The sequence below is a fragment of the Shewanella frigidimarina NCIMB 400 genome (genome assembly GCF_000014705.1).
Lineage (GTDB): Bacteria > Pseudomonadota > Gammaproteobacteria > Enterobacterales > Shewanellaceae > Shewanella > Shewanella frigidimarina.
Genome location: NC_008345.1, coordinates 2,058,435 through 2,082,911, shown reverse-complemented (window position 1 = coordinate 2,082,911; position 24,477 = coordinate 2,058,435). Strand labels below are relative to the sequence as shown.

Genomic DNA, 24,477 nt, shown 5'->3' with positions numbered 1-24,477 from the left:
AGCTTGTTCAATAAGCCGTTGTGACTCACAACGGCTTTATTTTTTGTGTATATTCTGAAACAAAACCTTGTTAATTCAACACTATCTTGTTACTAATACACCAGATTAAAAAAAGTTAACGTTAAGGAACAACAAATGGATTGGTATGTAAAAGTATTGAAACAGTATTTTGATTTTAGCGGCCGTGCACGTCGTAAAGAATACTGGATGTTTGGATTAATCAGTGCGGTGATCAGTATCGTACTGACGCTATTAGACATGGGTGTCGGTTTGTACAGCGACGTTTACGGTGCTGGGGTATTAAGCTCAATTTATTCACTCGCCATCATGATCCCAAGTATCGCAGTGAGTGTCCGTCGTTTACACGACACAGACCATTCCGGTTGGTGGTTATTGTTGATATTTATTCCACTGCTTGGCGTATTAATTTTACTGGTTGTAATGTGCTTTAACAGTAAAGATGACAACGAATATGGGCCAAATCCAAAAACAGTACCAAATCCAGACAGTCCGGATAATTTAGCGGTTTAGTCCTAAGAGACTGATTAACATCGTCATTATCGTCAATGCCACGAAAAAAAGCATAGTCATAGACTATGCTTTTTTTGTATGTTTTTACCAATCATTGCTTACCACAACAATTGCTTGGATTTGCTAATCTTTTGCAGGCATTAACTAGTTTTTTGCAGGCACTAACTAATCTTTTGCAGGCAGTAACTTGGTCACACCATTCATCAATAATACCGCTAAACCACCAGCAACAACACCAAATAGTGCATTCAACACGCTTGGGGTTAATAGTCCTAAAACGTCACCAACAACACTCACTTGGCTAACCAGCGTTTCAGCATGCAAAATCCATTCAGACACCACATGAATTCCATGAGTTAAAATACCGCCACCGACCATAAACATGGCAATAGTGCCGACAAATGTCAGGATTTTCATTAGATAAGGAGCAGCAGATACTAATCCTAGGCCTAATTTATGCCCTATTCCACTCGGTTTACGCTGAGCAAGATACAAACCAAGATCATCGATTTTAACAATCCCTGCCACTAAGCCGTACACCCCGACCGTAATCACAATGGCAATAACGCATAAGGTTAAAAATTGCCCCATTAGATCCATGTGTGCTGCCACGCCTAAACTAATTGCGATAATTTCAGCTGATAAGACAAAGTCGGTACGAATAGCGCCTTTTATTTTTTCTTTTTCGAATGCAGCTAAGTCTTCGATATCCGCTTTTGCTTTGGCGACTACCGCATCGTCATCGATCACAGGAGCGCGTTTATGTGTTAGTGAATGATAGACTTTTTCAAAACCCTCGTAACACAAAAACAAACCACCAAACATCAATAAAGGCGTTATAGCCCATGGAATAAACGCGCTGATCAACATGGCCATCGGCACTAAAATCACTTTATTTTTAAATGATCCCATCGCTACCGCAAATACCACCGGTAGTTCACGCTCAGACGCAACACCCGACACTTGTTGCGCATTTAAGGCTAAATCATCACCCAGAACGCCCGCTGTTTTACGTGCAGCCACTTTACTCATGGCCGCTACATCATCCAAAATAGTCGCAATATCATCTAATAGAGTTAATAAACTGGCACCTGCCATAAAAAAATTATCCTTTAAAAATTTAACTAGCAAGATCGACGCACAAGTATGATAGCGTTTAATAGTATCTGCATAGGACGGTCACTGGAAATAAATAATATTAACTCAGTGTTTTAGCTCGCCAAGACTCTGCAAACAAAATAAAAAAGGGTCTACATAAAATGTCAGATGCACTTCATGGCTTGATGCCTGTGAGTTAATTATCTTCTACATTTGCACCACATGAACTACGTACCACTAAATGGGTCTTGATTAATCGCTGGCTAACTTCTTGACCACGGATTAACTTCAACACACTTTCGACAAGTATTTCACCTGCGAACTGAGTATCTTGCTTTATGGTTGTTAACGCCGGATTGGCAAAACTGGCCACCGGAATATCATCGTATCCCACTACAGCAACTTGCTCCGGAACTAAAACACCGCGCTTTTTCAATGCACGAATCGCCCCTATCGCAATTAGATCACTCGCAGTAAAAATAGCATCAAATGTCACGCCGCTATCTAATAATACGTTGGCGGCATGATAGCCAGAGGCTTCGGTATTAATAGCGTCATGCTGTAACTGTGTGTCGGCCTCGATACCGGTAGATTGTAAAGCATCAACATGACCTAAATATCTGTCGCGAAATTCAGGGCTGCGACTTGATGAGTCACCTAAAAAAGCAATGTGTTTATGCCCTAACCCAAGCAAATGTTCCGTGGCCACAAAACCACCTTGATGATTATCGCAACCAATAGACAACACCGCTTTATTGTTATGCTCAGCTCCCCAGATAACAAAATGAGTATTTTTTTCGATAAGCTTATCAAGCTTATGGGCATAATCCATATAATCGCCATAGCCTAATAAAATAATACCATCGGCTTTATTACTGTCTTCATAATCTGCATGCCAATCAGTTGAAAGCTGCTGAAATGACACCAATAAATCATAACCTTGACGGGCGGTTGCTCGAGTGATCGAACCCAACATAGAGAGGAAAAATGGGTTGATCATCGACTCATCATTAGTTGGATCTTCACAAATTAGCAATGCTAACGTATGGCTGTTTTGCATGCGCAAGTTACTGGCATTTTTATCGACTTTATAATTGAGTTCTTTTGCAATGGCTTGGATACGCTGTCGCGTTTCTAAATTTACCAACGGACTGTTTCTTAACGCACGAGACACAGTCGATTGCGACACGCCTGCACGGTAAGCTATATCAATAGAAGTCGCTTTAGATGCCATTTTTATGGTTAACCTTTTATTTTTATTGTCATCGCCACTATAAAAAACCACCAAGTTGATAAACCAACCTGGTGTTATAAAGCGAACTTATAATCCAAGCTCACTAAGCAAGTCATCTGCGTCATCGACAACAATGCCTTTAATATTGGGATCATTTAATACATCTTTTGATTTTGCAGTGTTAACTTGCGCTGCTTTACCATGAGTTTCAATTAACGAATCTAAATCAAACTCTTCGTCCATTTCAAAATCAGCAGAACGAATAAACTCGGTTTTATCCATGGCGAATTCGAGATAAAAGATATGATTGTTTTCAGTCTTAAATGATACTCGTCTGGCTACGGCATTATCGAGGTTAGTGTCTACCGAAATCGTTAATTCTTTATTGATAACCAACATTTTAGGTTGGCTTTGGCTAATTGATGTTTGTAATTCTTTTGATATTTTACCAATAAAATCACCCAAAATTTGGTTCATTAATTCGCCCATAACATTACTGACATCATCAGAAGTATGTGAAAACGCGAGTTCTGTTTCAGGCATACCCATGTTGAGCATATAGCGACGGTAAATCTCAATCGCTGCTGCGGCAGAAAAGTTAATCACAACCAAGCCAGAAAAGCCGCCGTCGAATATGGAGAAACATGCCAAATCCGGTTTTAAACGGGTACGAGAAATACTTTGAACCATCCCAGCATGACTAACATGGCTCGCACTAGTGCTAGAAAGAACATGAGAAACAGAATGACAAAGCTTAAGTAAAATGTCGTCATTTTTGACTGTAGAAGATGAATTCATAACGTTGATACCTTATCCATTAATTAAGCTAATCTTGCGGGTAAAACAAAAAAAAATCAAAATTAAAACAATCGATTAGCATGATAATTAATCAATCGGATTTAATGGTACACTAATCCGTTGATAATCAATAATTTTTTACTAAATTAATACATTTTATTCACAAATGTAAAAATCAGCTGTCTGCTCACAAAAACAATCTTTCAAGCTTATGTTTTTTGAAATTTTCATTATAATTGCTTCACTTTGTATGGATACTTTGAATTAGGACAGATAATGATTGGATTATTAAGGCGTTTAACCATTTTAAAGCGCTTATTCATTATGTTAGCTTTAGCCGCTGTAGGCACTGTGGTTTTCGGTTCTTTTTCAATTAAAGAACAATACGATCATTTAATCGAAGAAAAATATAAGCAGATAAGTGGGCAAGTCAGCCAATTAAGTAGCACTCTAGATGCGTTTAAATTGGCCAAACCAGATGCTACGGTTGAAATATTAAGCCAATTTGCCAGTAAAATTGAAGTTAATGATCATCAAGCTTTTATCATTGTTGATAACCAAGACCGCATTATTGTTAATCCATTAAATCAAAACTCAGTCGGCAAGCCCCTCTCCAATTTAGCAACATTCAACGGATCGAATTCATACCAACAGTTGTTCGCCAGCGCCAAAAAAAATAACCTCGCACAGGCTGAACTAGCTATTGTTGATCAACAAAATCGGCCACAAACAGTATTAGCAGTAGCGCAATATTATTCAGCCCTTGATTGGACCTTAATCACTCAAGCTAACGTCAACGATGTTAATGAAAGCATGACGGGTATCATTATTGACTATTTTATTATCATGATGATTATTTCAGTGCCTATTTTTGGGTTCTTTTTATTGCTGAATCATTCCATTACCCAACCTCTCAACGTCACTATCGATGCGATGGAACAGATAGCCAAAGGTGAAGGTGACTTGACCCAACGCTTGTCTACCGAAGGTAATGATGAAGTAGCCAAATTAGCAGATGCATTCAATCAGTTTGTGATTAAAATTGCCAATATGGTGGCTAATTTGCAACCGCTCGGGCATACCTTAAATAATGAAGCCATACATTTATTAGACACCGTAAAGTCATCGAATCAAAGTGCGAATCAAGTGCATAGTGAAACTCAAAGTGTCGCCGCTGCTATCAACCAGATGTTGTCGACTAGCCAAGAAATGGCACGAAATACACAAGATGCAGCTGACGGGGCCGCTAATGTAAAACATCAAGCGGAGCAGAATCAAAAATTGATGCAACAAACCGTTGAACAAACACAAAGTTTAGTCCACGAATTACATCAAGCTGAAACCGTGTCATTAACACTGAGTCATTCATCAGCTGAGATTGGCAGTATTCTTGATGTTATTGGCAGCATTGCAGATCAAACTAACCTGCTTGCGCTCAATGCCGCCATTGAAGCTGCACGAGCCGGTGAACATGGTCGAGGTTTTGCTGTCGTGGCAGATGAAGTACGAGCTCTTGCGAATAGAACTCAGTCATCGACTAATGAAATCAATAAAATTATTAGTCAGATCCAAACGGGTATTCAATCGGTTATCGACAGCATTACTCATACACAACGACAATCTACTCAGTTACAGTCAAAAGCCGTACAATCAAGCGATGCGATTGTCGAAATTTTAGCGCTCATCGATAATATTAGCGGCATGACAGCACAACTTGCTAGTGCCACTGAAGAACAAGCATTGGTTACCGAAGACATCAATGTCAACGTCAATACCATTTCTGAACTCACCGAACAGTCGTTAACAGCGAACGAAACTCACAATCAGGCAGCGCAATCGTTGCAAGGCATTAGTGTTGATATGAGCAAAACTCTAGGGCAATTTAAAATATAGCTATTAAAACAATTGATTAACTAAGGCTTTTTAGACTTGGCTTTACAACTGTCAACCTAAAAAGCCTTTAGATTTACCTTCTAAACTTTCATATTATTACCGCAACCAATATTGACTTAAAGCCTTGATTAATACATCACGGGCAATTTCGAGTCGAACATCACTTTTAGCCCTTATGACTTTAAGGTATATTGTGTCCATCAGATTAAATACTTGAGCTCAACAAGGTATTTTAGCAAAAAATGCTAGTAAACATTTCCCACTAGCGTATTGAAATATTGATACTTAATCCAATGAGTATTTAGTTGTCATTCATTACAGAGTATGTTTTTTATGTATCAAAAAACGGTCACCATTGTTGCTCCTCACGGCATTCACACGCGTCCAGCGGCATTACTGGTAAAAGAGGCAAAAGAGTTCGACTGCGACATCATGGTCGAATGTAATGGAAAACAGGCCAGTGCTAAAAGTTTATTTAAATTGCAAACATTGGGCCTTTACCAAGGCATGTCGGTGACGGTATTGGCGTCAGGTGAACACGGTCAAGCGGCTGTCGACAAAATAGCCTCAATGCTGATTACACTTAGCTAATAGGACAACGTTATGTCAATCAATGGAATCGTTGTATCTGCAGGCATCGCTTTTGGTAAAGCCCTGACTATTACCACTCAACTGCCACCTCTCGATTTTAAACTGCTTTCTATTGAGCAAATTGACCAGCAACAGCAACAGCTAACCCAGGCAATTAATCACTTAATTGCTCATTTACAACACTGCCAACATCACCTGTGCCCAGATTGCGATAATTTCCAACTCATTGATAGCGATATTATGTTGCTAGAAGATGAGGAGCTACAGCAGCAACTACATCAACATATTAATCAATTTAGAGTTTGCGCAGCCGTCGCGGTTGATCGGATTTTTAATCAACATGCAGCAGAAATGTCGTCATTAGACGACCCTTATTTAGCCAATCGTAGCGGTGATATTATTTGTTTGGCTAAACGCCTGACCAGTGCTTTGCATGGCCATTTGCAATGGGACTTATCAACACTCGCAGAAGACACCATTTTGCTCGCTGATGATTTAACTCCTGCTGAATTTGCCATATTGCCACTAACCCACATTACCGGACTCATTCTCGAATCTGGAGGCCTAACAAGCCATACTGCGATTTTAGCTCGGGCAGCGGGTATTCCAGCGTTACTTAATTATCAATTCTCACAATCTGAAAACCTCATCACAGATGGCTCGCAGCTCATTTTAGATGGTATGTCAGGTGAGTTACATATCGCCCCATCACCTGAACTTTTCGACCAGTTAAAGCAAAAACAACAACAAGAATTGCTGCGTCGTCAAGCATTGATGATTTATAAAGATAAGCCCAGTCAAACCCTTGATGGTCATAAGATCACTTTGCTGGCCAATGTGGGAAATCTGAGTGAAATATCTCATACAGCCGAAGTCGGAGCACAAGGTATTGGCTTGTTTCGTACCGAATTTTTATTGATGAATGCTAAAGCGTTACCCGATGAGCAGCAACAATATAAACTCTATAGCGATGCTCTGCATAGTTTACAAGGGGACGTGTTGACTATTCGAACGTTTGATATTGGCGCAGATAAAGAGATCCCTTGTTTGCCGCAAAATAACGAAGATAACCCTGCCCTTGGTATTCGTGGTATTCGCTATAGTTTGGCGCACCCAGAGACCTTTATCCCCCAAGTAAAAGCGATACTTCGGGCGGCAAACCATGGCCAAGTTCGATTAATGTTTCCGATGGTTAGCCAGGTTGAAGAACTTGACGCCGCGTTTTTATTAATTGAACGTGCCAAAGCGGAGTTAATTGAACAAGAAAAAGGTTTTGGTACTTTGAGCTACGGTATTGTGGTTGAAACCCCAGCAGCAGTAATGAATCTACCCAGCATGCTGCCACTGCTTGATTTTGTCAGTATCGGCACCAATGATTTAACTCAGTATACTTTAGCGGCCGATCGAACAAATCCGCATTTAGCCAAACAATATCCGCCTTTGTCACCTGCTGTTATCCAGTTAATTTCCATCACCATAAACCACTGTAAAAAGGCAAACGTTAAAGTCTCTTTATGTGGTGAACTTGGTAGCGATCCACGCGTCTTACCTTTATTAGTCGGACTAGGGCTTGATGAATTGAGTATCAACCCAGCTAATTTATTAGATGTAAAAGTGGCATTGATTAAGGGGCATTACGCAGAATATGTCCGCCATGCACAACACATTGCTTTGTTAACTCGAATTACTGATATACGCTCAGCCATTAACGCTTTTGCACTTGATTACAATCAATAGCACGAATAAAGTTGGTAAAGTTCGCAGAGCCGTTTACAATTAACCGCATAAAAATATTAATAAAAGAGGCTTGTTCTTATGGGATTTTTAAGCCGTATTAGACGACTTATTTCTGGCCAACCACCATTAACAGGTGGTATTGCCATTTATGCACCTGTATCTGGTGATATTGTTGCAATTGAAAAAGTACCCGACGTGGTATTTGCTGAAAAAATTGTTGGCGATGGCATTGCTATCGACCCAAAGGGCGAATTTATTGTCGCTCCGATAGATGGCACCATAGGTAAAATTTTTGAAACCAACCATGCATTTAGCATTGAGTCTCCACAAGGGCTTGAACTGTTTGTGCACTTTGGGGTTGGAACCGTTGAACTGCGAGGTAATGGCTTTAAACGTTTGGCCGAAGAAGGTCAGCAAGTTAAAGCCGGTGAACCGATTTTGTCTTTCGATCTTGCCTATTTACGCGGCAAAGTCGACAGTTTACTGACTCCGGTAGTGCTGGCCAATATGGAAGACGTTAAACAATTAGATAAGGCTCAAGGCAGCGTTGTTGCTGGTAAAGATATTATTTTTACGGTGCAAATGTAACATCAAGTTGACTCTATCTATTGAACAACCCTATTCAATGGTTGTCGTAAACTATCGCGCCACAATAATATGCAACCTTCAGCTTAAGTGAGCGTAGGTTGCATATTATGAAATCTTTTCAAAACACCGTCTTCGGCTTGTTCAAGCCGCTTCACAATGCCACAATGTTGTTAAATGCAATCAATGATATCCCTTTTACATAAGGCACTTTTTCAGGCTTATCTAAAAAGCCAAGCCTTACATGGCAACCCTATCGACATTAATGGAGTATTCTTTTGACTTTATACGGCATAAAAAATTGCGATACAGTTCGTAAAGCGCGCAAATGGCTTGAAGCCGAAAAAATTGATTACACGTTTCACGACTTCCGTGAAGATGGTCTAAATGAAACCATGGTTACGCAGTGGGCTGATGTTGTCGGTTGGGAAACCTTATTTAACAAACGCAGCACCAGTTTTCGTGGTTTGACTGATGCTGAAAAAACGGATATCACTCAAGACAAAGCCATAGCATTAATGGTGCAACATCCAACATTGATTAAGCGCCCGGTTCTGGTCAACAACGATAAATTACTGGTTGGTTTTAACCTAGCTCAATACCAAGCGTGGTTCGCATAATGAATAATGATGTAGTTGAATTAGCAAAAGATCTGATATCACGTCCATCGGTAACACCATTGGATGAGGGTTGCCAAACCTTAATGGCCAATCGCCTTGCCGCTGTTGGCTTTAATATTGAACCGATGGTTTTTGAAGACACCACCAATATGTGGGCAAGACGCGGTAACTGTGATCCGGTTTTCTGCTTTGCAGGTCATACCGATGTAGTCCCAACTGGCGATCTTAACCGTTGGCATACTCCTCCGTTTGAACCGACCATTATTGATAACTATTTACATGGTCGCGGCGCAGCAGACATGAAAGGATCATTAGCCGCGATGATTATCGCGACCGAACGATTTGTTGCTAAACATCCAGACCACAATGGCTCTATTGCTTATTTAATTACCAGTGACGAAGAAGGTCCATTTATAAACGGCACCACGCGGGTTATTGATACGCTCGAAGCTCGTAATGAAAAAATGACATGGGCGCTAGTTGGCGAACCTTCTTCAACTCATAAATTAGGTGATGTCGTCAAAAATGGTCGTCGTGGAAGTTTAACTGGCAACTTAACTGTTAACGGAATTCAAGGCCATGTTGCCTATCCACATTTAGCCGACAACCCTATTCATAAAGCGGTTCCAGCACTAACTGAACTCGCACAAATGCATTGGGATAATGGTAATGAGTTTTTCCCACCGACCAGTTTCCAAATTGCTAACATTAATGGCGGTACTGGTGCATCGAATGTTATCCCCGGTGAATTAACCGTGATGTTTAACTTCCGTTACTCTACCGAAGTGACCGCAGAAGAATTGATCCTGCGGGTGGTGAGTATTCTTGATGCTCATGGCTTAGATTATGATATCAACTGGATTTTTAATGGTTTACCGTTCTTAACGGGTGACGGCCCACTGCTTGATGCCACACGGGAAGCGATTCGCGAAGTCACAGGTTATGAAACCGACCCACAAACTTCAGGTGGTACCTCAGATGGTCGCTTTATCGCACCAACTGGCGCACAAGTGTTGGAGTTAGGCCCTGTCAACGCGACAATTCATAAAGTGAATGAATGCGTTAACGTGGCCGACTTAGAGATATTAGCCAATTGCTATGAACGCATTTTGGAAAAGTTATTGTGCAAATAAGCTCACAGTTTTCTTCGATTAATATCCCTAGCGAGCAAGCTAAATTATACGGCTTAGACGATCGACATTTAGTTTCAATTGGACAGTTTTTGCTTGAACAACGCACTGCAACTGCATTTCTGCAGTTGCAATGTGCGGCATCTGTTGCGGGGTTTGATGTACAAATATGTTCTGCATATAGACCATTTGATCGTCAATTGAGTATTTGGAACGCCAAAGCCACAGGTCAGCGACCATTACTCGACCAAGACTCAAATCCAGTTGAGTTTACGTCACTCACGCCACAACAACTGATTGATACCATTTTGATATGGTCTGCACTCCCTGGCGCATCTCGGCATCATTGGGGCACCGATTTCGATATATATGATGCAAATAACATTAGCAAACAAGCACTGCAGTTAATCACTGCAGAATATACAGCCGATGGCCCTTGTGCTCATCTACATAAATGGCTTATCTCGCATGCTGCTGATTTTGGATTTTATTTTCCCTACCAGCCGGATTTAAGTGGTGTTAGTCCTGAGCCATGGCACATGAGCTATTTTCCTGTCGCTAATGAGTTGTTGGAGCAATTTAGCGCTGATGAATTTGCAAAAGTGTTGTCTGCGGCAGAAATATCGTTAAAATCACCCTTAATTGAACGACTAACAGAGTTAGTTAATCATTATGTTTTCTTTGTTGCGCCCTCTCCGGCTTAGTGTCTGCGCGCATTTCCTCTTTAAATGAGTCTGTTATGTCCACTTTACTGCATCACATAAAAATTGATAATCAACCACTGTATTACTTGGATGAAGGGCATGGACCTGTTGTTATCTTTTGTCATGGCTTACTCACCAATAGCACGATGTGGCGATCGCAAATTGACCAACTGTCATCACAGTATCGATGCATCGCCATCGACTTTTGGGGTCATGGTAAAACAACCACTATCCCTGAATCTGTTGAAAATTTACAAGATGTGGCTCAACACGTATTAACGTTAATGGATAACCTTGAAATCAACTCTGCCGCCATCGTAGGTCATGGTAGTGGCGGCGCAATTGCAGCTGAACTTATTTTACATGCACCGGCTCGTATTAATGGCTTGGTGATGTTAAACAGTTTTGTGGGGTTTGAACCGCAAGTTAATTGCGTTAAATACCAAGGGTTAATGGCTCAAGTTGCCAACGAACAAGCAATAACAGCAGACCTTGCCCAAACCATTAGCACATTATTTTTTAGTAAAGATATTGAGCAATTGATCAGTCTAGACCCTAATCTAGCTAATATTGTTGCACAATTTAGCGCTGAATTAACGTCTTACTCTAGCGCACAACTTAGTGCGTTACTGAAGTTTGCCAATATGGCCATATTCAAACGTGACACACTCGAATCGGTTGAGTTATTAACATTACCGACTTTGGTGGCGATAGGATTAAGTGGTTATTTGCGTACTGCACTGGAAAGTTATTTAATGCATGACTGTATTGATGGCAGTCAATTATTGCACATTGAACAAGCAGGTCATTTAGCTAACATCGAAAAACCAGTCATTTTTAATCAGCATCTTGTTGATTTTTTGAGTAAAGTTAATTTTAATTAATCACCTCAATGGATAGACCAGATCCGTCGACATTGCTGATATACTCATTACAAAATGACCTATTACCTGTAATACCTTACCGGTAAAAAACGACATAATTCGAGTGCTCATGAAACTTCTTAAACCATTATTTGATAATAATCGCCGTTGGGCTGAACGGATCAACAAAGAAGATCCTACCTTTTTTGCGCAACTGGCAAAACAACAAAACCCAGAATATTTATGGATTGGTTGCTCAGATAGCCGAGTGCCTTCTAATCAAATTATCGACTTATTACCCGGTGAAGTGTTTGTTCACCGTAACATCGCTAATATGGTCATTCACACAGATTTAAATTGTTTATCAGTGCTGCAATATGCTGTTGATGTGCTAAAAGTAAAGCACATCATGGTCGTTGGGCATTATGGTTGTGGTGGTGTTCGTGCAGCAATGAATAAAGAGCGATTGGGCTTGATTGACAATTGGCTCGGACATTTACGCGACATTTATCGTATTCACGAGGAGGCTCTTGAATCGATGAGTGAACAAGCACGTTTTGATCGCCTATGTGAGCTTAATGTAATGGAACAAGTGTCAAATGTTGTGTCGACCAACATAGTTCAAGAAGCATGGGATCGTGGTCAAGATGTAGCAATACATGGTTGGATTTACGGAATTAATAACGGATTACTCACAGATTTAGACGTGACAATTGACCGTCTTCATGGCCGCAATTTAGCATAACCTTGCCTTCTATCTCCATTTACACTTTTAATAGGCCTGTTATTTAGCAGGCCTTTGTTTATTGTTATTAAAAATATGCAATAAAAGTCGCGAACCACCACTGAAGAACGTTATAATCATCCAGTTTATTTAGCGCTACTATGCGCAGAATTTTTAGGAGATGATTTCCATGCCTGGTTTTGAATTATTTGGTCCTGAAGAAAAGCAGGAAGTTGCTGACGTAATGGAGAACGGTTTTACCTTCCGTTATAACTTTGACCATATGCGTAATGATCGCTGGAAAACCCGCGACATGGAGCAACTACTTTGCGAAAAAATGAACGTGAAACACGCTCATTTAGTATCAAGCGGTACTGCTGCATTACAAACTGCAATGGCAGCAGCGGGCATTGGTGCTGGCGATGAAGTCATTGTGCCTCCATTTACCTTTGTAGCCTCTGTTGAAGCCGTGTTTATGGCCGGTGCTGTCCCTATTTTTGCTGAAATTGACGAAACGTTGTGCCTATCTCCAGAAGGTATTGAAGCTGTAATCACGCCACGTACCAAGGCCATTAACCTTGTTCATATGTGTGGTTCTATGGCCAAGATGGACGAAATCAAAGCTGTGTGTAAAAAGCATAACTTGGTGATTTTAGAAGATGCATGTCAAGCCATCGGTGGCAGTTATAAAGGCCAAGCATTGGGCACTATTGGTGATGTAGGTTGTTACTCATTTGACTCAGTTAAAACCATCACCTGTGGTGAAGGCGGCGCGATTGTCACTAACAACAGCGAAATTTATAACCACTCACACATGTTTTCAGATCACGGCCATGACCATGTTGGTAATGATCGTGGTGCAGAATCACACCCAATTATGGGGTTGAATTTCCGTATTTCAGAAATGAATGCAGCAATGGGTTTAGCACAATTACGTAAGCTTGATAAAATCATTGCTATTCAACGTAAAAATAAGAAAACCATTAAAGATGCAATGGCATCTATTGCTGAAATCACCTTCCGTGAAATTCCTGATCCAGATGGCGATTCTGCAGGCTTCTTAACATTTATGATGCCAACAGAAGAACGCACTCAAGAAATTAATAAAAAGCTGGCTGCCAACAAAGTTGATGGTTGTTTTTACTGGTATGTTAACAACTGGCATTACCTTAAAAATTGGAAACACATCCAAGAACTTAAAGCGCCTGCCGCATTACCTATTATGCTAATCGCTGATCGCCCTGACTACACTAAAGTGCTGACACCCAAATCTGACGCTATCATGAGTCGAACGATTTCGATGTTAATCAAGTTGTCTTGGACTGATGAGCAAATAGCTGAACGTATTGAAAATATCAAACGCGCTTTTGCCTAGCATTGATGCCTCTCGGTCAGTGATGGCTGAGAGCACTTTTTACAGTACTTATCTCAATGGAGACTGTTGTAATGAGTTTTAAAAATTTTAAATGTGTACCTAAAATGATCTTTGGCCGTGGTTCATTTGTGCAACTTGATGTTGTATTAGGTCAAGAACGTCAAGATGCTAACGATTTTGTCGTTTTCCTTGTCGATGATGTACATCAAGGTAAACCGCTAGCTGACCGCGTGCCAACGCAAGCGCACGACCTACTGATTTACGTAAATGTAGATGATGAACCAACAACTGAACAAGTTGATGCGTTAACGGCGCAAGTTAAAGCATTTAACACTAAGTTACCAGTGAGCGTAGTCGGTTTAGGCGGCGGTTCAACAATGGACTTAGCCAAAGCTGTATCACTCATGCTCACTAACCCTGGTAGTTCTTCTGAATACCAAGGTTGGGATTTGATTAAAAACCCTGCGATACACCACATTGGTATTCCAACAGTATCTGGCACGGGTGCAGAAGCATCACGTACTGCGGTATTGTGCGGACCAGTTCGTAAGCTAGGTTTGAACTCAGATTACACCGTATTTGATCAAATCATCATGGACTCTGAATTAATTGCAGGGGTTCCGACTGATCAATGGTTCTACACTGGTATGGATTGCTTTATCCATTGTGTAGAATCATTACAAGGCACTTACTTAAACGAGTTTGCTAAAGCATTTGCCGAAAAATCTATGGATTTATGTCGTGAAGTGTTCTTAGACGACCACGCAGAAAAAGACGACAAGTTAATGATGGCGTCTTACATGGGCGGTATGAGCATTGCTTATAGCCAAGTTGGTGCATGTCATGCGGTATCTTACGGTTTAGGTTATGTGCTGGGTTATCACCACGGTATTGGTAACTGTTTAGCCTTTGATGTGCTGGAAGAGTTTTACCCAGAAGGTGTGACTGAATTCCGCAAAATGATGAAAATTCATAACATCACTCTGCCTAAAAACATCTGTAAAGATTTGCCAGATGAAACTATCGCTAAGATGGTTGCCGTTACTAAGAGCATGGGTCCACTTTGGGACAACGTGTACGGTAAAGGCTGGGAAGAGAAAGTTACCGATGAAATGCTGACTAAGTTATTCCGTCGTATATAATAAACGACAAATTAAGTCATAAAGGGCTCTTATGAGCCCTTTTATTTATTGTCTATACCATTGTCACAACCACAAGTAGGTCATATTAATGAAAGTTACTCTATTAATCCCGGCACGTTATGGTTCAAGCCGTTTCCCGGGCAAGCCGCTAGCCCCGATTAATGGTAAACCCATGATCCAACACGTTTATGAACGTGCATCATTAGCAAAAGGTCTCGATAGCATCTATGTTGCTACAGATGACGACCGCATTAAAGATGCCGTTGAATCCTTTGGTGGTAAAGTGGTAATGACCAGCCCTGATGCAGCATCTGGTACCGACCGTATTAACGATGCCATTGCATTACTGGGTCTTAATGATGACGATTTAGTGATTAATTTACAAGGCGATCAACCGCTGATTGATCCTATCTCAATCGAACAAATCATTAGTCTATTTGAACGTCACCCTGGTGAATTCGAAATGGCAACATTAGGATTTGAGATCGTCGATAAAAGAGAATTAGACGACCCAATGCACGTTAAAATGGTGTTTGATAATGACCATAATGCATTATATTTCTCTCGCTCTCGTATTCCCTTTGGTCGCGATACCAATGACTATCCGGTTTACAAACATTTAGGTGTTTATGCTTACACTAAGCGTTTTGTGAATGCCTTTGCTAAGTTGCCTTTAGGCAGACTTGAAGATCTCGAAAAATTAGAACAGCTACGCGCACTCGAATACGGCCACAAAATTAAAATTGCTATCAGTGCTTTTGATTCTCCAGAAGTCGATACTCCAGAAGATATTCGCAAATGTGAGCTACGTTTAGCCGTCGACTAATAACCAAACACGTATGGTTCTAGCCCTGTTGTCTTAAAAACACGGCTAGAAAATTTCAGCTTAAAAGGAGTTTTCAATGAGTCTTGAAGGTTATGAAGTTTGGCTAATTATTATTTTAGTTATAGGCGTTATTGCAAGTAATATCGCGGTATTGAAATATTCTGCCAAATTTAAAATGCCTCAATTTGGTGAACATAAAGATCAAACGCACACCAAAGGCAAAGAAACTAGTTCACCAGAATCGGAAGATAAACTGACAGCAGCACCTTCAGATGAGAAAGACAAAGACAGCAAAGACAAAACGTTATAATGCTCAATTGACCTATTAATAAAATGAACCTAGCTATTATTTATAGCGGTTTGTTATTAACATAACGTCCATGTTGCTCTATATTCTTATGCTTAATCGTTGTTATTTGTCTAACGGTCATTCTTTCTATCGCGATTACCATTCGTACAATCTCTAAATGTCACAACATAAGCCTGATAATAAAAAAGCTAACACCATAATGGGGTTAGCTTAATGTGTATCCAACAGGCTTTGTTTCTGTACAGTTGTAGTTCAATACCACAGGCAAGTGTTATTCACTGTCAAACTTGACTCGTTGTTGCTCTTGGTTATTCGGCCAAGCATTGATGACGGCTTTGACTAACGAAGCTAGTGGTATGGCAAAAAAGACTCCCCAAACGCCCCATAAGCCACCAAATACTAACACCGCAGCAATAATCACAACGGGATGTAAATCAACAGCATCAGAAAAGAGTAGCGGTACTAACACATTGCCATCTAACGCCTGAATAATCCCATAACCTAACATTAAATAACCAAATTCAGCACTAAAACCCCACTGAAAAAATGCCACTAACGCAATCGGCAATGTAACCAATGTTGCGCCAACATATGGGATCAATACCGACAAACCTGTTAATACGCCCAGTAGCGCTGAATAACGCAACCCCATGATAGCAAAAAAGATATAACTGGCTACGCCAATAATAACAATCTCAATCACTTTACCGCGAATATAATTAAAAATTTGTTGGTCCATTTCAAACCAAACTTTTCGTGCAAGACCACGGTTAGACGGGAAAAATCGTTTGCTACCGTTTAATAAAAACTCTTTGTCTTTTAAAAAGAAAAATACCAATAATGGTACTAAAATCGCGTACACCATTAACACTAATAATGACGCAGAATAACCCAGAATTTGTTTACCTAAATCAATCAGGTGCTGTGTATCAAGCATCTTGTTGATTTCTTCCATCATCGAATCAAGTTGCGATGCACTCACAAACTGCGGGTAATCAGCACTAAATTCGCGCACGATTATCATGCCCTTATCGATCATAGAAGGTAAATCGGTGACCAATGACACTCCTTGGCGCCAAATACTGGGCACTAAACCAAACGTCAAAATAATCATCAACCCTAAAAAAACCACCAACACAATTGTTGCAGCAGCGGTTCGGCTTATACCCAGTCGCGACATCTGTGCTACTGGCCACTCTAATAAAAAAGCTAACACCAAAGCAACCAGTAATGGCGCAAGTAATCCGGAACCAAAGTACAATGCAAGACCAATCCCAATAATGATAAACATTAACGTTATGGCTTGTGGGTCACTAAAACGGGTTTTGTACCAATCAGTTAAAATTTCCAGCATTGAAAAACCTTTTATATAAACAATATTAATTTGTTTTGGTGATGATAAATGACAAGCATTGCGGTTGATCAGCAATGATTTCAATACCAAAACCCATTTTTTTTATCAACAAGGGAACATCTCGGCGTGAACCAGGGTCAGATAAGAGTACATGTAATTTTTCATCCAGATCCATTTGCTTTAGTAAAAGTTTAATTTTTACTAAAGGATAAGGACAAACATAGGGTGTTAAATCAATTAAAATCATTATCAACTTGCTTTAAACAATCTAGGGCTATTATCCTAGCTTGTACAATAAACCACAAGCAATGTAACTTAAGCAAACTTGTTGGTTAAGCTTATATTTTCGATTCAATCATCATTAAAGGTTCCGCTTGAGTAAATTATCATTATCGACCTTTTCAAAATCACTGGCTGCTAGCGCTATTAGTGTGCTTTTTGCTGCCAGTATTGGCCACAGTTTTGCCAATAATGATCTTCCAGATCTAGGTACCGCAGCGGTCAATACTTTTAGTTTAGAAAAAGAAACTGTCTACGGTGACGCTTATATGCGCGTTATTCGTTCATCGGCACCGGTACTCAGTGATCCAGTGTTAACCCAATATTTATCTGAACTGGGTAACAAGCTAGTTGCTAATGCCACGGGGGTAAAGACACCATTTTATTTCTTTTTACTCCGCAATGATGAAATCAACGCATTTGCGTTCTTTGGTGGTCATGTTGGCGTACATACGGGTTTATTTTTAAATGCCGACAACGAAAGTGAGCTTGCATCAGTATTAGCCCACGAAATTACCCACGTGACTCAACGCCATCTAGCACGATCTCTTGAAGCACAACAAAAAAGCTCGACTGCAACGATTGTGGGAATGTTAGGGGCTATTTTATTAACAATTGCTGCACCTCAAGCCGGTATGGCTGCCTTGGCGACAACTCAAGCATTAGCAACGCAATCTAAAATAAACTATACCCGCTTACATGAAAAAGAAGCTGATCGTATTGGAATGCAAATTCTTGTCGATGCTGGATTTGATCCTAATGCTGCTGCTACATTTTTTGGTCAATTAGCAATTCGCTATCGTTTTACCACAACACCACCACAAATGTTGCTGACGCATCCATTGCCAGAATCACGTATTACTGAGGCTCGTAACCGCGCAGCTCAGTACCCTAAACGTAATGTCCCTAACAGCCTTAACTTTCAGCTAGCTAAAGCCCGTATCCAAGTTCGCTTTTCAAGTTTTAGTGATGATGCCGCGTTATCTTTGTTTGAACAACAACTCAAAAAGAATGAGTATTCTTTTAAACAAGCGGCACTCTATGGCAAAGCGTTAGCACTTTTCCGTTTGGAAAAATTTGCTCAAGCTGAAGTGATCATCGATGATCTACTAAAACAAGATGACAATAATCTGTTCTACATCGACACCAAAACAGATTTGTTAGATCAGAAAAAAGATTTTGCAGGCGCAATAGCATTATTAGAAGCTCAGCGGAAATTGAAACCGACTTCGCAAGTGGTCAACACAAACTTGGCCAATATTTATGTTCAGGCAGATCAACCGAAAAAAGCGATTCCACTTTTAGAAGAACTGATATTTTTCGATAAGCAAAATATGCTGCCGTATCAAATTATGGCTGATGCATATCGTAAGCTAGACAATAAGGCGCTTGAGTATTATAGCAATGCTGAACTCATGGCCTTATCGGCTAACTATAAAGGTGCTATTGACCAACTCAATTATGCATATCGCTATTCTGATGGACAAAACCTGCAACTGGCGCGAATTGAGGCAAGAATAAGACAATTCAGACAAGCAGATAGGGCAATGGAAGAATTAAAATAGCCGCGATAATCTAACCTTATAAGCTATTTTTTGATAGAATAATGGCAAACAATAAATCTACTTATTGTTTGCCATTTTTTAATGACGGACTATGACAATGACAACCACAAAAACAACGATATACCATAACCCTCGCTGTTCAAAAAGTCGTGAAACACTCGCTCTGTTGCAAGCTAATGCAGCAGATGTCACTGTCGTTGAATACTTAAAGACGCCACCTACAGCGGATGAAATTCAGACTATTTTACAACAACTTGGTTTAACAGCTCGCCAGCTTATGCGCACTAAAGAAGACGAATATAAAGCTCAAAATTTGGCTGACGCATCGTTATCGGAAGATCAGCTCATCGCTGCAATGGTAGCAACACCTAAATTAATTGAACGCCCTATCGTGCTAGCCAACAACAAAGCAGCCATTGGTCGTCCGCCAGAAAATGTTTTGTCTATTCTTTAACGAGTAAAATAATGACTTCACAAACCTTGTTTCAACTAAGTCGAATTGGTTACCTTGCATTACTCCTGCTGCTCAGCGGCTGGTTTATTCAACAAGGCATGAATGGCACCTACTCTTTAGGGTTCAGCTTAATATGGATTGTACCTTTACTGTTTCCACTTAAAGGCATCTTAACCGGTAACCCATATACATATGCATGGGCCAGTTTTATTCTGTGTGTATACTTATTACATGGCTTAACCCTTGCTTATGTCACTACTGATGCGCTGGTATTTGCACTGATTGAATCAGTATTGATTTGTGTGTTGTTGGTGAGTTTTCCATTCTATGCTCGTAAGCGCGGCCGAGAGCTAGGATTAGGGTTGAAGAAAAAGTCTGAACAACAATAAACAACTTTCATTTTTGTTGTTTATTTGAGCGCCTTCGGGCGCTTTTTTGTTGCTTGCATTTAACCAAAACAGCGTGCTACATTCGTTCGTTAACAAGATGTTATGTAAGTGTATTTAAAATAATAACAATATAAACATGGAGTCGTTTAATGAAGTTATCACGAAATTTAGGAACCTACAGCCTTTTAGCCAGTGCTATGTTAGTTAGCGCCTGCGGAGGAGATTCAGACAATAACGATCAAGGTGTGCCTACCTCATCCGCTTTCGAAATTTGTAGTGAAAATATCACTTATTCCATTGCCGACACAGACTCTCAACTGACTTTTGTCCTTGAACACGATTATGCCAAAGACAAGCCTGGTAGCATTATTGCCAACCTTAATGAACAAGACACTATTGGCAAAACATTTTTGTGGCAGCAGGTTTCAGGACCCATTCTTGAACTTGCTGCAGTTAATAGTCAGGTTTTAGCATTCACACCCACAAGTAACCAAGATTACGCTTTTAAGGTGAAGGTCTCTGGCGATAATATCAACATTGAAGAAACGATAACAATTACTGCCGATTCTAATGACAATATTTTACGCATTAATAGCGATCATCAAATGGTGAGTTTAACTGATGCTAGTTTGCGTATACAGAATATAAACGGCCAAGTACCTGAAAATATTAGTTGGTGTATGTATCCTAGTACTAATAATAAAGCCTTTACCAACGTGGATTTAAGTGACATTAATAGGCCGCTTTTTGTTGCCCCAAACGTCGATACCGATCAGCTATTCAGCCTGAAAGCCACTGCCACATTTGACGGCCAAACCATTAGAGATGACGTTAATTTACTCGTAACCAAAGAAAAAATGACTCCATCAGACGCTTTCTTCAATTCCCCTGTTGCACGAATGCACGCTTACAAGCATGACTCACCATATGCAAAGCAGCTAACCTCTTGTGTTTACTCGAACCAACTCGTTGATGCATGCAACATTATTAATGAGTTACCCTTCATTAGCCAAGATACTAAACCAGATCCGATTGATACTATTATGGACAGAGTACTCGTTTCACACGACTGGATGGGGGCAAACTTTGAAGCCTATTTACGTGCACAAACTCATAATGATTTTGTAGAATTGTTGCAATCAGTGACGGCTGTAGTTATCAGTTACGATATCAGACCAGCCTTTTATGCTGGTTTTATTGGAGCAATATATCTTGATCCTGAATATGTGTGGTTAACTTCGGTTCAGCGAGATACGATTAATGAAACCCCTGATTATCGCAGCAACTTTGGTGAAGAGCTAAATTACCTCTCGCCATATCGTTATGTTAAAAACAACAATTATGCTGGTGAATATATAGAAATAGGCAACCGTACAAATCGTACCATGGAGAATATGTCTTCTAACCTAGCCAGGCTCTTGTACCATGAACTGGCTCATGCAAATGATTATTTTCCACAAAGCATGCATGAAAATCTGCAAGGTCCAACCTTAGAAAATGATTTTAATCGTCGGTATGATAGTAAAGAGATGACATCAGACCAACTTAACATCCGCTATCCATTAACCAGTACTGAAATGTATGCTCTTGCTAACGTTCAATACTCTGGTGAAAATGCAAATAATACCCAAAAAGCGTATACACCAAACGATGTAGCGCAATTTTTTGCAAACGATCTCGCCAACGATGATTATGCCTATTCTTCAACACGAGAAGATGCAGCGATGCTATTTGAAGAAGTGATGATGAGCCATCGTTACGATGTATTACGTGATATGGCAATAACTGATAAACCTGAAGATGCCACTGGTTCCACCATTGTGGTTGAGTGGGGTCAACGTGGCCGAGTCGGTCAACCTGAGTTATACGATCGCGCTAGCTACGTCTTGAGCCAAATACTGCCTAAAGTTGATGTTAGCCAAGTGATGGACGGTTTACCTGCACCAGTAGCGTTAGTTAAAGGCCAAACCTGGGCACAAAACTTGGTGCTAGCAACTGATCCATCAAAATCACCACAGAAAGTCGCTGAACAAAATGCTGTTGACACTAGACCATTGCAATTTAGTGGCAGTGATCACGTGAAACACTAAGCCATTGACTCACGTAATAAAAAACGCCAAATGAATTCATTTGGCGTTTTTTATTACTTGATTAGTTAGACTAATGACGATAATTTTTTACCTAAGGAATTAAAACCTAAGGTATTAAAGCCTCAACATCTCTTTTATAAACGGAATAGTCAGTTTACGCTGATGTACCATAGAAGCTTTATCGAGTTTATCGAGTACATCAAACAAGGTGCGTAAATCACGCGCCATTCGCGTCAGTAAAAAGCGCCCTACTTCATCAGACAACTGTAAACCACGCATTGCCGCTCGGCGCTGCAAGGCCACAAGCTTTTCATCGTCTGCCATTGGTTGTAATTGATAGATTAATCCCCATTGCATACGAGAAACCAAATCAGGCAATAAAAAACCGGTTTCAGAAGGTGATGCCTTTCCGTTAACAATTAAACGACAATCTTGTTGCTCAGCTATACGATTATATAAATGAAAAATAGCTTCTTCCCATACAGGATGACCCGCTATGGCTTCAATATCATCAATACAAATTAACTCCAGAGACTCTAGACCTTCAAATAATGCCGGTGAAATACTGGCATGAATGCCTAGTGGGATATAGAGAGTACGGCGTTCTAGGTCATTGGCAAGTGCACAAGCTGCATGCATTAAATGGGTTCGGCCTGACTTTTCTGGGCCATATACATATAAAGAAGACGCTAGATTGCCTTCAGCGCTAGCTTGAAGTTTCTGGATCAACTCATCATTACCCGAAGCAGGATAATAACTCTGAAAGGTTTCATCGTCAGGTAGATAAACGGGTAAAGATAATTGTCTTGGTGAGTTTTGTGTCACTCAGATAGGTCTCAAAATCATAAACTAACTAACGCTATTATACCTAAATCCGTCAATTATGCGAGTATCAGCGAGAAGCCAGCATAGAAAGATAACCTTGGTATAAAATTCACGCTGTACGACTAAAGTGTACAGCGCATCTGGTGATAATACTTATTGGCCCAACCATTGATAAAGTAACTTAGGCGCTGGATTGTCGGCCTTAGATTCATAAAATGACTCCACACTACCCACTGTATCTAATTGTGATAACCGGCTATCAATATTAAGCAATCTTTGCAGGTCATCTACACTACTAAATAATTCTATCGTATATGTTGCTGCATCACCCTTAAACTGACTCAGTTTAAGGGATTTTACCGCACTGAGCTGGCGAAGATATGTTTCAACATGTACCAGTTGAGTCATGTTATTTAACCCAGTAAAGCTAACTTGGGTAGCAACATCTCTGCCTGTAGAGGCTATGGCATACTGGCTAATATAATAATCGGCTAGAATGTTCATCATTCGCTTCGTGGCTTGTTGATTATCAGTCGCATCACCTTGTTGCGAAATTAACGGTTGTAACACACCATTAGTTCTATTTTTATCAAATAATTTGATGGTGTAATGAACGTTAACGCCTTGAGTATCCAAATTGGCAATAGCGAAATAATCAGCTTGATAACGAGTGGATGCATTAGCTAGCACATCGGTAAACATTCCACGTACATCAGTGATACTGACTTGCATCACATCATCCAAATCCATTATTGGCAACAATAATGGAATGCCTTTGTTACTAGACTCTTGAGCCAACTCAGATCGAATATCGGCCGAAGATGCATCTGCTAAAATAGACGGTTCATTATTTTCATCAACCGACATCCATAACAAGGTTAATGGGCGTTGACTGCCCCAAACAGGTAAACCTGCTTCACGTAACGTTGAAATAACCCGTTGATGGTCAAAGCTGGCTTTGAGCATCAGTTCGCCATTTTTCTCATAGTAACCATATTGAGTCAAAATGACTTCTGGGTTATTAATTTGGGCTTTAACCAATGGGTTTAATACCACACTTGGTAGACCAGAGTTTTTTAAGAAAACGGCAGCTAATGCCTCTTTAAGGGCGTTGTTTTTCACATCGTTTGCGCGTGATGCTACCGTAATATCGGCTTCATCAAGCTTGTTCACTTCCGCAGCATGTACAAGCGTAATCGAAGTTAACGCAATTAGTGGTAACGCAATGAGATTAATTAGTTTTTTCAGCATCTGATAACATAAACGCAGCAAATATAAGTGAACAAATTATATCATAATAAAATTCTATCGAGTAATGGATAACGAAAACTCTTTTTTACTACTGCCAAATTGACCCAGT

At 40.2% G+C, this 24,477-nt stretch carries 25 protein-coding genes; 18 read left to right on the top strand and 7 right to left on the bottom strand.

Annotated features, from left to right (window positions below; translation table 11 throughout):
- Positions 1 to 135: 135 nt before the first annotated feature.
- On the top strand, positions 136 to 531 hold the full coding sequence (locus SFRI_RS09125; protein WP_011637240.1) for a DUF805 domain-containing protein: 396 nt from the start codon (positions 136 to 138) through the stop codon (positions 529 to 531).
- A 165-nt stretch (positions 532 to 696) separates the two neighbouring features.
- On the opposite strand, the gene SFRI_RS09120 is transcribed toward SFRI_RS09125, so the two are convergent.
- The 3 genes from SFRI_RS09120 to SFRI_RS09110 form a co-directional block, all read right to left on the bottom strand.
- Complete coding sequence (locus tag SFRI_RS09120) at positions 697 to 1,629, bottom strand: DUF808 domain-containing protein (protein ID WP_011637239.1); 933 nt, start codon at positions 1,627 to 1,629, stop codon at positions 697 to 699.
- Between the two features lie 196 nt (positions 1,630 to 1,825).
- Positions 1,826 to 2,863, bottom strand: a complete 1,038-nt coding sequence (locus SFRI_RS09115) for a LacI family DNA-binding transcriptional regulator (protein WP_011637238.1) — start codon at positions 2,861 to 2,863, stop codon at positions 1,826 to 1,828.
- A gap of 87 nt (positions 2,864 to 2,950) precedes the next feature.
- Positions 2,951 to 3,661 (bottom strand): DUF3334 family protein, encoded by a 711-nt coding sequence (locus SFRI_RS09110; protein ID WP_011637237.1) that lies wholly within the window; start codon positions 3,659 to 3,661, stop codon positions 2,951 to 2,953.
- 276 nt (positions 3,662 to 3,937) lie between these two features.
- Here SFRI_RS09110 and SFRI_RS09105 point away from each other — a divergent pair, with 276 nt between their 5' ends.
- From SFRI_RS09105 to SFRI_RS09045, 13 genes are all read left to right on the top strand, one after another.
- Positions 3,938 to 5,554 (top strand): methyl-accepting chemotaxis protein, encoded by a 1,617-nt coding sequence (locus tag SFRI_RS09105; protein WP_011637236.1) that lies wholly within the window; start codon positions 3,938 to 3,940, stop codon positions 5,552 to 5,554.
- Positions 5,555 to 5,887: 333 nt separating this feature from the next.
- On the top strand, positions 5,888 to 6,145 hold the full coding sequence (locus SFRI_RS09100; RefSeq protein ID WP_041413537.1) for an HPr family phosphocarrier protein: 258 nt from the start codon (positions 5,888 to 5,890) through the stop codon (positions 6,143 to 6,145).
- A gap of 12 nt (positions 6,146 to 6,157) precedes the next feature.
- Positions 6,158 to 7,882 carry a phosphoenolpyruvate--protein phosphotransferase gene (gene ptsP / locus SFRI_RS09095; protein WP_011637234.1) on the top strand — a complete coding sequence of 575 codons (1,725 nt, stop codon included), beginning with the start codon at positions 6,158 to 6,160 and terminating at the stop codon, positions 7,880 to 7,882.
- A 78-nt stretch (positions 7,883 to 7,960) separates the two neighbouring features.
- Entirely contained in the window at positions 7,961 to 8,470 is a 510-nt protein-coding gene (crr, locus tag SFRI_RS09090; RefSeq protein WP_011637233.1) for a PTS glucose transporter subunit IIA, read from the top strand.
- Positions 8,471 to 8,745: 275 nt separating this feature from the next.
- Positions 8,746 to 9,087: an ArsC family reductase gene (locus SFRI_RS09085; protein ID WP_011637232.1), complete on the top strand. Its 342-nt coding sequence runs from the start codon at positions 8,746 to 8,748 to the stop codon at positions 9,085 to 9,087.
- Positions 9,087 to 10,220, top strand: coding sequence for a succinyl-diaminopimelate desuccinylase (dapE, locus tag SFRI_RS09080; RefSeq protein WP_011637231.1), 1,134 nt, complete (start codon positions 9,087 to 9,089; stop codon positions 10,218 to 10,220). Before SFRI_RS09085 ends, dapE begins: the two co-directional genes overlap by 1 nt.
- On the top strand, positions 10,211 to 10,921 hold the full coding sequence (locus SFRI_RS09075) for a M15 family metallopeptidase (protein ID WP_011637230.1): 711 nt from the start codon (positions 10,211 to 10,213) through the stop codon (positions 10,919 to 10,921). The genes dapE and SFRI_RS09075 overlap by 10 nt, the downstream gene beginning before the upstream one ends.
- A gap of 35 nt (positions 10,922 to 10,956) precedes the next feature.
- Complete coding sequence (locus tag SFRI_RS09070) at positions 10,957 to 11,805, top strand: alpha/beta fold hydrolase (RefSeq protein WP_011637229.1); 849 nt, start codon at positions 10,957 to 10,959, stop codon at positions 11,803 to 11,805.
- A 109-nt stretch (positions 11,806 to 11,914) separates the two neighbouring features.
- Entirely contained in the window at positions 11,915 to 12,529 is a 615-nt protein-coding gene (gene can, locus SFRI_RS09065) for a carbonate dehydratase (RefSeq protein WP_011637228.1), read from the top strand.
- 169 nt (positions 12,530 to 12,698) lie between these two features.
- The gene (gene kdnA / locus SFRI_RS09060) at positions 12,699 to 13,883 is read left to right on the top strand and encodes an 8-amino-3,8-dideoxy-alpha-D-manno-octulosonate transaminase KdnA (RefSeq protein WP_011637227.1); all 1,185 of its coding nucleotides are present in this window, start codon (positions 12,699 to 12,701) and stop codon (positions 13,881 to 13,883) included.
- Between the two features lie 71 nt (positions 13,884 to 13,954).
- Positions 13,955 to 15,025 carry a 3-deoxy-alpha-D-manno-octulosonate 8-oxidase KdnB gene (gene kdnB, locus SFRI_RS09055; RefSeq protein ID WP_011637226.1) on the top strand — a complete coding sequence of 357 codons (1,071 nt, stop codon included), beginning with the start codon at positions 13,955 to 13,957 and terminating at the stop codon, positions 15,023 to 15,025.
- Between the two features lie 88 nt (positions 15,026 to 15,113).
- Positions 15,114 to 15,851 (top strand): 8-amino-3,8-dideoxy-manno-octulosonate cytidylyltransferase KdsB, encoded by a 738-nt coding sequence (gene kdsB / locus SFRI_RS09050; RefSeq protein ID WP_011637225.1) that lies wholly within the window; start codon positions 15,114 to 15,116, stop codon positions 15,849 to 15,851.
- A gap of 76 nt (positions 15,852 to 15,927) precedes the next feature.
- Positions 15,928 to 16,161, top strand: a complete 234-nt coding sequence (locus SFRI_RS09045) for a DUF2897 family protein (protein ID WP_011637224.1) — start codon at positions 15,928 to 15,930, stop codon at positions 16,159 to 16,161.
- Positions 16,162 to 16,432: 271 nt separating this feature from the next.
- Here SFRI_RS09045 and SFRI_RS09040 read toward each other — a convergent pair whose 3' ends face one another.
- On the bottom strand, positions 16,433 to 17,515 hold the full coding sequence (locus SFRI_RS09040) for an AI-2E family transporter (RefSeq protein WP_011637223.1): 1,083 nt from the start codon (positions 17,513 to 17,515) through the stop codon (positions 16,433 to 16,435).
- A 25-nt stretch (positions 17,516 to 17,540) separates the two neighbouring features.
- The gene (locus SFRI_RS09035) at positions 17,541 to 17,762 is read right to left on the bottom strand and encodes a sulfurtransferase TusA family protein (RefSeq protein ID WP_011637222.1); all 222 of its coding nucleotides are present in this window, start codon (positions 17,760 to 17,762) and stop codon (positions 17,541 to 17,543) included.
- Positions 17,763 to 17,925: 163 nt separating this feature from the next.
- Here SFRI_RS09035 and bepA point away from each other — a divergent pair, with 163 nt between their 5' ends.
- From bepA to SFRI_RS09015, 4 genes are all read left to right on the top strand, one after another.
- Complete coding sequence (gene bepA, locus SFRI_RS09030; protein WP_235585896.1) at positions 17,926 to 19,359, top strand: beta-barrel assembly-enhancing protease; 1,434 nt, start codon at positions 17,926 to 17,928, stop codon at positions 19,357 to 19,359.
- 97 nt (positions 19,360 to 19,456) lie between these two features.
- Entirely contained in the window at positions 19,457 to 19,813 is a 357-nt protein-coding gene (gene arsC, locus SFRI_RS09025; RefSeq protein ID WP_041412910.1) for an arsenate reductase (glutaredoxin), read from the top strand.
- Positions 19,814 to 19,824: 11 nt separating this feature from the next.
- On the top strand, positions 19,825 to 20,202 hold the full coding sequence (locus tag SFRI_RS09020; RefSeq protein WP_011637219.1) for a DUF2069 domain-containing protein: 378 nt from the start codon (positions 19,825 to 19,827) through the stop codon (positions 20,200 to 20,202).
- Between the two features lie 149 nt (positions 20,203 to 20,351).
- On the top strand, positions 20,352 to 22,292 hold the full coding sequence (locus SFRI_RS09015; protein ID WP_011637218.1) for a hypothetical protein: 1,941 nt from the start codon (positions 20,352 to 20,354) through the stop codon (positions 22,290 to 22,292).
- Positions 22,293 to 22,406: 114 nt separating this feature from the next.
- On the opposite strand, the gene hda is transcribed toward SFRI_RS09015, so the two are convergent.
- Positions 22,407 to 23,117: a DnaA inactivator Hda gene (gene hda / locus SFRI_RS09010; RefSeq protein WP_011637217.1), complete on the bottom strand. Its 711-nt coding sequence runs from the start codon at positions 23,115 to 23,117 to the stop codon at positions 22,407 to 22,409.
- A 153-nt stretch (positions 23,118 to 23,270) separates the two neighbouring features.
- Positions 23,271 to 24,368, bottom strand: a complete 1,098-nt coding sequence (locus SFRI_RS09005; RefSeq protein ID WP_011637216.1) for a DUF2066 domain-containing protein — start codon at positions 24,366 to 24,368, stop codon at positions 23,271 to 23,273.
- Between the last annotated feature and the right edge of the window lie 109 nt (positions 24,369 to 24,477).